The sequence below is a fragment of the Magnetospirillum sp. SS-4 genome (assembly GCF_902729425.1).
Lineage (GTDB): Bacteria > Pseudomonadota > Alphaproteobacteria > Rhodospirillales > Magnetospirillaceae > Phaeospirillum.
In genome coordinates this window covers 1-8,240 of sequence record NZ_CACVCH010000088.1, presented here as the reverse complement: position 1 = coordinate 8,240, position 8,240 = coordinate 1, and the positions used below count along the sequence as shown (strand labels likewise).

Sequence of the window (8,240 nt, the reverse complement as noted above, 5' to 3'; positions counted from 1 at the left end):
GCCTCCCCCGCCGATTACGTCGACATCTGCCGGCGCCTGTCCGCAGACCCCGACGGCCTCGCCAGGATGCGCGACGGATTGCGCCACCGCGTCGCGGCGTCGCCCCTCTGCGACGCCAGGATCAAGGCCAGGCATCTCGAACGCGCCTGCCGCGCCCTCTGGAAAAGGTGGTGCCGGCGTTGACAGCCGCCGGCCCGCCCCCGAGAATGCCGGCCACGTCCATCCTTGCCGGAGACCGCCGATGCACCGCGCCCTGACATCCTGCCTGCTGCTTCTGCTCGCCGCCGGCTGCGGCACGGTGGAAAAACGCGGCGCCGATGCCGACGCCATCGCCGCCTCGGCCAGGATGACCAAGGCGACCCTGCGCACCGACAGCTTCACCCTGATGAGCTACAGCCATCTCGGCCGGCCGGGCGAGCCCCTCACCGTCTATATCGAGGGCGACGGCCGCGCCTGGACGACGCGCACCCAGCTGTCCCTCAACCCAACCCCGGACAATCCCCTGGCCCTGCGACTGGCCGTCCGCGACCCCGCCGCCAACGTCGCCTATCTCGGCCGCCCCTGCCAGTACGTCGACCTGGGGCGCGAGCGTCATTGCCACGACGCCTACTGGTCGTCCAAGCGCTTCGCCCCCGAGGTCATCGCCGCCACCGACCAGGCGGTGGAGCAGTTGAAGGCCAGGGCCGGCGCCTCCGGCCTGCATCTGGTGGGCTATTCCGGCGGCGGCGCCGTCGCCGCCTTGCTGGCGGCGCGACGCCCGGACGTGCTGAGCCTCAGGACCGTCGCCGGCAATCTCGACCATGTCGCCCTGCACAACCATCACCGGGTCACCCAGATTCCGGCGTCGCTCAATCCCATCGACGTCGCCCCCCGGCTGGCGCGCCTGCCGCAAATTCATTACAGCGGCGGCCGCGACACGGTGGTGCCGGGCTTCATCGCGGCGCGCTACGCCCAGCGTTCGGGCGACGGCTCGTGCGTCAGGCTGTCGACCATGTCGGGCGCCACCCACGAGGACGGCTGGGCCGAACGCTGGACAAGCGCCCTCAAGGACGCACCCTCCTGCCCATAGGCATTACCAACATTCCCCTATGACGGGTTCGCGCCATCTTGTATGGTTCGCCCGCCTGGACCAATTCGATGATTCGCGGGAACAGATGGAGACGGCTTCCGTTGTCACGGTCGACGAGGCATTGCGCCAAGCCGTCGAGCACCACCGAGCGGGCCGCATGGCCGAGGCGGAACGCATCTACCGGGCCATCCTGGAACAGGTTCCCCACCATCCCGACGCCAATCACAATCTGGGCCTGATCGCCGTTCATTTCGGCAAGGCCGAGCCGGCGCTGCCGTATCTGCGGGCGGCGGTGGCGGCCAGGCCCGGAGCCGCCGCCTTTCACGCCGGCCTCGCCAACGCCCTGATGGTGCTGGGCCGCGTCGACGAGGCCGAGTCCTGCCATCGTCAGGCCCTGGCCATCGATCCCGACCTGCCCGACGCCAACGTCGCCCTCGGCCATGTCGAGCAGAACCGCGGGCGGACGGACGAAGCCGTGGCCCTTTACCGCCGCGCCATCGCGGTCAGGCCCGATTTCGCCGAGCCCCTCATGTTCCTGGGCATCATCCACCAGGACCGGGGCGAACTGGACGAAGCGATCGCCCTTTACCGCCGCGCCATCGCCGCCGCCCCCGGCTTCACCCTGGCCCATTACAACCTCGGCCTCGCCCTTCACGCCCAGAACCGGCTGGACGAGGCCATCGACGCCCTGCGTCGGGCGGTGGAACTGAAACCCGATTTCGCCGAGGCCCTCAACCTGATGGGCGGAACCCTGTGGGCGCTGGGCCGCTATCGGGATTCCATCGACTGCTACGACCGCATCCTGGAATTCCGGCCGGATTTCGCCAAGGGCTACCACAACAAGGGCAATTCGCTGCGCGACATGGGCCGGCCGGAAGAGGCGCTGGCCTGCTTCCAGCGGGCGCTGGATATCGATCCGAACCTTGCCGAGCCGCTGAATTCCATGGGCCGGACCCTGGAGGACCTGGGCAGGCTGGACGACGCCCTGGACTGCTACCGGCGCGCGGCCGCGCTGCGGCCCGACCTGTCCGAGACCCGCAACAACATGGGCAATGTCCTGATGGGGACCGGCCGTTACGACGAAGCCGTCATCCACTACCTCGACGCCGTCGACCTGAACCTGAAATCGGCCTCCGCCCACCGCAACCTGCTGTCGGCGATCCTGTTCCATCCCGGCTGGACGCTGGAGCGGCGCTATGCCGAGCATCGCCGGTTCGAGGACCTGCACGCACGCCCCCATTATCCGTCCACGGTGTCGTTCGCCAATCCGCCCGATCCGGACCGCCGCCTGCGCGTCGGTTACCTCTCGTCGGATTTCCGCGGCCATTCGGTCGCCCGCAACCTGCTGCCGCTGGTCCATGCCCATGACCGCGGCAGGGTCGAGCTGTTCTTCTACGCCAACGTGAACCGCCCCGACGCCCAGACCCTGGAGTTCCAGGGTCTGGCCGACGGCTGGCGTTCGGTGGTCGGCCACGACGACCGGCAGATCGCCGAGGTCATGCGCGCCGATTCCATCGACATCCTGGTGGTCCTGGCCGGCCGCTTCGACAACAACCGGCCGCTGGTCGCCGCCTACCGGCCGGCGCCGGTCCAGATCAGCTTCCACGATCCCGCCACCAGCGGATTGGAGGTGATGGACGCCATCATCACCGATCCGGTGCTGACGCCCCGCCACGGCCGCGAGCGCTTCGCCGAACGCCCCATCCGCCTGCCCAGCTTCTACCTGCACGCCCCCATCGACAACGCGCCGCCGGTCACACCGCCGCCCATGCTGCGCAACGGCTATCCCACCCTCGGCAGCTTCAACAGCCCGGCCAAGCTGAGCCGCGACACCCTGGTCCTGTGGGCCGAGGTCATGCGCCGCCTGCCCACCGCGCGGCTGGCGCTCAAATACCGCAACCTGATGAGCACCCCCAGCATCGGTGCCCGCATCATCGCCATCATGGCCGAGCACGGCGTTGAAGCGGAACGCATCGAATTGCTGGGGTCGGTGGACGGCGTCGCCGAGCATCTCGCCCTTTACGACCGCATCGACGTCGCCCTGGACCCGTTTCCGTTCAACGGCTCCACCACCACCTTCGAGGCGCTGTGGATGGGGGTGCCGGTGGTCACCCTGCCGGGCGAGGCCATGCTGGGCCGCTGGACCGCCTCGATCCTGACGCCGCTGAAACTGACCGGACTGATCGCCGCCTCGTCCGCCGGGTATGTCGACATCTGCGAGCGCCTGTGCGCCGATTCCGACGGCCTGACCGCCCTGCGATCCGGATTGCGCGACCGCATCGTCGCCTCGCCGCTATGCGACGCCAAGGCCAAGGCCCGCCACATGGAACGCATCTACCGCGCCCTGTGGCGGCGCTGGTGCGCGACCCGGAACCGCCGCCCATGACCGTCGACGAAGCCATGGAGCAGGCCATCCTCCACCACAAGGCGGGACGGCTGGCCGAGGCCGAGCGCCTCTATCGCGCCATCCTGGAGGCCCTGCCCGACCATCCCGCCGCCAATCATTTCCTGGGAATCCTGGCCGGGCAGACCGGGCATGCCGAGGCCGGGCTTGCCTATCTGCAAGCGGCGATCCAGGCCCGGCCGGACATGGCCGCCTATCATGCCGCCCTGGGGCGGGCGCTGCGTTCGCTGCAACGGCTGGACGAGGCCCTGGCCTGCCACGCCAAGGCGGTGGAGTTGCAGCCCGACCGGGCGGAAGGGCATGCCGAGATGGGCGAGATCCTGACCGATCTGGGCCGAAATCCCGAGGCGGCGGAGTGCTATCGCCGGGCGGTGGCGCTGCGCCCCGACTATGCCGAGGCCCATTGCGACCTGGGCGGCATCCTGAGGGACCTGGGACAATTCCAGGATTCGCTGGACCATTTCGGCAAGGCGCTGGCGCTCCGCCCCGACATGGCGGCGGCAAACTACAACATGGCGACCGCCTGCACCGACACCGGCAACCTGGACCAGGCCGTCGCCTGCTTCAGACGGACCCTCGATATCGTCCCCAACCTGACCCGCGCCCATTCCAGCCTGCTCACCGCCTTGCTCTACCAGTCCGGCCAGAGCGCGGCGACGCTGTTCGCCGAGCATCGCCGCTTCGAGGACATGCAGGCCAGACGGCACTATCCCGTCTCGGCGTCGTTCGCCAATCCGCCCGATCCCCACCGCCGCCTGCGCATCGGCTATCTGTCGGGCGATCTCAGGCGGCATCCGGTGGGACGCAACCTGATCGCGCTGGTCGAAGCCCACGACCGCGACAAGGTCGAGCTGTTCTTCTACGCCAATGTCCTGCTGGCCGACGAGATGACCGAACGGTTCCGCCGCCGGGCCGATGGCTGGCGGATGGTGGCGGGGCTGGAGGACGGCGCGGTCGCCGACCTGATCCGCGCCGACGGCATCGACATCCTGGTCACCCTGGCCGGCCATTTCGACAACAACCGGCCGCTGGTCGCCGCCTTTCGCCCCGCCCCCGTCCAGATCAGCTTCCACGATCCCGCCACCAGCGGGCTGGAGGCGATGGACTACCTGATCGCCGACCCGGTACTGGCGCCGCGCCACACCCGCGAGGGCTTCACCGAACGCCCGATCCGCCTGCCCAGCTTCTACCTGCACGAGCCCATCGCCGCGCCGCCCCCCGCCCCCATGCCGCCGCTGTTGGCGAACGGCCATCCCACCTTCGTCAGCTTCAACAACCCGGCCAAGCTGTCCGACGCCACCCTGGCGCTGTGGGCCAAGGTGCTTGGCCGCCTGCCCACCGCGCGGCTGTCCCTGAAATACAAGAACTGGTTCACCTCGCCCGCCGTTCACGACCGCGTGTTCAAGATCATGGAGGCCCACGGAATCGATCGCCGCCGCATCGACATCCTGGGCCATGTGGAAGGGTTGTCGGAGCATCTGGGCCTTTACCGCGATTTCGATCTGGCGCTGGACCCGTTCCCGTTCAACGGCTCCACCACCACCTTCGAGGCGTTGTGGATGGGCGTTCCGGTGGTCACCTTGCCGGGCGAGACCATGGTCAGCCGCTGGAGCGCGTCGATCCTGACGCCGCTTGGCCTGACCAGCCTGATCGCCGTCTCGCCCGATGACTACGTGGACATCTGCGAGGCGCTGTGCGCCAATCCCGACCGGCTGACCGTCCTGCGATCCGGCCTGCGCGAACGCATCGCCGCATCGCCCCTGTGCAATCCCCGCCTCCGCGCCCGGCAGCTGGAGCGGATCTATGGCGCCGTCTGGCGCCGCTGGTGCAGGAACGATCATGACGCTTGACGACGCCCTGAAGCAGGCCATCACCCACCATCAGGCCGGCCGCCTCGCCGAGGCCGAGGCACTCTATCGCGCCATCTTGAAGGCAGCGCCCGACCATGCCTGGGCCAACCATAATCTTGGCCGGATCGCCATGGCGTTCGGCAAGACCGAGCCGGGACTGCCCCATCTGATGGCGGCGGTCGCCAATGCCGGCCACGTCCCCCACCTGCACCTGTCCCTCGGCGAGGCCTTCGCCCGGCTGGGGCGGCACGACGAGGCCAGCGCCCGCTTCGCCAGGGCGCTGGCCCTGAAGCCCGACCTGGCGGAGGAATGCTACCACCAGGGCAACGCCCTGCAACTGGCGGGCAACCCGGCCGGAGCGCTGGAGCAATACGGACTGGCCATCGCCCTCAGGCCCGGCCTCGCCGAGGCCCACAACAACATGGGAACGGCGCTGTTCGCGCTGGGGCGGCACGACGAGGCCATCGCCGCCTATACCAAGGCCTTGAACATCCGGCCGGATTTCGTCGACCCTCACTACAATCTGGGGGTCTTGTGCGCCAAGACCGGCCGGCTTCGCGACGCGGCGGAACACTATCGCAAGGCCGTCGCCCTGCGTCCCGACTACGCCGAGGCCCACAACAACCTCGGCGGCGTCCTGATGGAGATGGGTCAGGCGGGAGAGGCCGAGGCCTGCCACCGCCGCGCCCTGGAACTTCGCCCCGACTATCCCGGCGCCCTGTACAATCTCGGATGCGCGCTGAACGAACAGGCCCGCTTCGACGACGCCCGGCACTGCTATGAACGGGCGCTGGCCCTCGATCCCAAGATGGCCGAGCCCCACAACAAGCTGGCCGGCCTGTTCCGGATGGAGGGCCGCTACGGTGAAACCATCGCCAGCTACCGGCGGGTGATGGAGATCGAGCCGGACAACGTCATGGCCCACCGCAACCTGCTGGCCGCCATCCTGTACGACCCCGCCTGGACGCCGGAGATGCAATTCGCCGAGCACCGCGCCTTCGAGGCCCGCCACGCCCGGCCCCACTATCCGCAGGCCGTGGCCTTCGCCAATCCGCCCGATCCCGACCGCCGCCTGCGCATCGGCTATCTGTCCTCGGACCTCAATGGCCATCCGGTGGGACGCAACCTGATTCCGGTGGTCGAGGCCCACGACCGCGACCGCTTCGAGCTGTTCTTCTACGCCCATGTAGCCTCCTCGGACTCGTTCAGCCGCCGCTTTCACGCCCAGGCCGCCGGTTGGCGCGGCATCATCGGCATGAGCGACCGCCAGGTGGCCGATCTGATCCGCGCCGACGGCATCGACATCCTGGTCAGCCTTGCCGGCCGCTTCGACCTCAACCGCCCGCAGGTCTGCGCCTTCCGTCCCGCCCCCATCCAGATCAGCTTCCACGATCCCGCCACCAGCGGGCTGGAGGCGATGGACTACCTGATCGCCGACCGGGTGCTGGTGCCGCGCCATGGCGACGAGCGCTTCACCGAACGCCCGATCCGCCTGCCCAGCTTCTATCTTCACGATCCCATCGCCGACGCGCCGCCGCCGGGCGGGCTGCCGATGCTGGTCAACGGCTATCCCACCTTCGGCAGCTTCAACAATCCGGCCAAGCTGTCCGACGAGACCCTGGCGCTGTGGGCCAGGGTGCTGCACCGGGTTCCCAATTCCCGCCTGCGGCTGAAATACCTGGACTGGATGGCGGCACCGCTGGTCAGCCGGCGCATCCTGGCGGCGATGGCCGCCAACGGCATCGGCCCGGAACGGCTTGACCTGGCGGCGGCGCGCGACAGCGCCCAATCCCACCTCGCCCTCTATCACGACATCGACATCGCCCTGGACCCGTTTCCGTTCAACGGCTCCACCACCACCTTCGAGGCGCTGTGGATGGAAACCCCGGTAGTGACCTTGCCGGGGCGGGTCATGGTCAGCCGCTGGGCCGCCTCGATCATGGCGCCGCTGGGGCTTGGCGAACTGATCGCCGGATCGCCGGACGCCTATGTGGACATCTGCGAGGGCCTTGCCGCCGACCCCGACCGGCTGACCCGGCTGCGCGCCGGCCTGCGCCGGCGTATCGAGGCGTCGCCGCTGTGCGACGCCCGGAGACGGGCCGGCCAGATCGAACGCGCCTACCGCGCCGTGTGGCGGCGCTGGTGCATCGGACGGGATGGCCGGCCATGACCGTCGACGAGGCGCTGAAGCAGGCCATCACCCACCACCGCGACGGCCGCATGGCCGAGGCCGAACGGCTTTACCGCGCTATCCTGGCCGCCATCCCCGGCCATCCCGACGCCAACCACAATCTTGGCCTGCTGGCGCTGCATTTCGGCAAGGCCGAGGCTGCCCTGCCCCACTTCCAGGCCGCCATCGCCACCCGGCCGGACATTCCCATGTTCCATGTCTCTCTCGGCAACGCCCTGGAGGGGCTGAGGCGGACCAACGAGGCCGAGGCCAGCTATCGCCGGGCCATCCAGGTCGATTCCACCCATTTCGAAGGTCTCTACAACCTGGGCGTCATGCTCAAGGATCGCGGCCGGCTGGCCGAGGCCGAAGCCAGCTTCCGCCAGGCCATCGCCGTCAGGCCGGAATTCGCCGCCGCCCACAACAATCTCGGCATCGTCCTCAACGGATTGAAGCGCCTGGACGACGCCGCCCGCTCGTTCCGGCGGGGGCTGGAACTGGACCCGGGCGACCCCAAGACCCGGATGAACCTGGCCAATGTCCTGATGGGACAGGGCGCCCTCGACGAGGCCGCCGCCGAGTTCGAGCGGGTCCTGGCCATCGCTCCCGACATGACCGAGGCCCACAGCAACATGGGGCAATTGCTGCGCAATCTCGGCCAGCCCGACGCCGCCATGGCCCATTACCGGCGGGCGCAGGAGTTGAATCCCGGATCGCTGCCCGCCCACCGCAACCTGCTGCTGACCC

General features: G+C 69.1%; 5 protein-coding genes and 1 pseudogene. All 6 read left to right on the top strand.

Going from position 1 to position 8,240, the window contains the following annotated elements; all coding sequences use genetic code 11:
- A pseudogene (locus tag MTBSS4_RS16015) lies at positions 1-183 on the top strand (glycosyltransferase); the annotation flags it as partial.
- A gap of 58 nt (positions 184-241) precedes the next feature.
- Entirely contained in the window at positions 242-1,069 is an 828-nt protein-coding gene (locus tag MTBSS4_RS16010; RefSeq protein WP_173984409.1) for an alpha/beta hydrolase, read from the top strand.
- Positions 1,070-1,154: 85 nt separating this feature from the next.
- Positions 1,155-3,455 carry a glycosyltransferase family 41 protein gene (locus tag MTBSS4_RS16005; protein ID WP_173984408.1) on the top strand — a complete coding sequence of 767 codons (2,301 nt, stop codon included), beginning with the start codon at positions 1,155-1,157 and terminating at the stop codon, positions 3,453-3,455.
- Complete coding sequence (locus MTBSS4_RS16000) at positions 3,452-5,323, top strand: tetratricopeptide repeat protein (RefSeq protein ID WP_173984407.1); 1,872 nt, start codon at positions 3,452-3,454, stop codon at positions 5,321-5,323. The genes MTBSS4_RS16005 and MTBSS4_RS16000 overlap by 4 nt, the downstream gene beginning before the upstream one ends.
- Positions 5,313-7,493, top strand: a complete 2,181-nt coding sequence (locus tag MTBSS4_RS15995) for a glycosyltransferase family 41 protein (protein WP_173984406.1) — start codon at positions 5,313-5,315, stop codon at positions 7,491-7,493. The genes MTBSS4_RS16000 and MTBSS4_RS15995 overlap by 11 nt, the downstream gene beginning before the upstream one ends.
- Positions 7,490-8,240 (top strand): tetratricopeptide repeat protein (locus MTBSS4_RS15990; protein ID WP_173984405.1); only part of this gene is annotated, 751 nt, incomplete at its 3' end. The genes MTBSS4_RS15995 and MTBSS4_RS15990, both read left to right, overlap by 4 nt.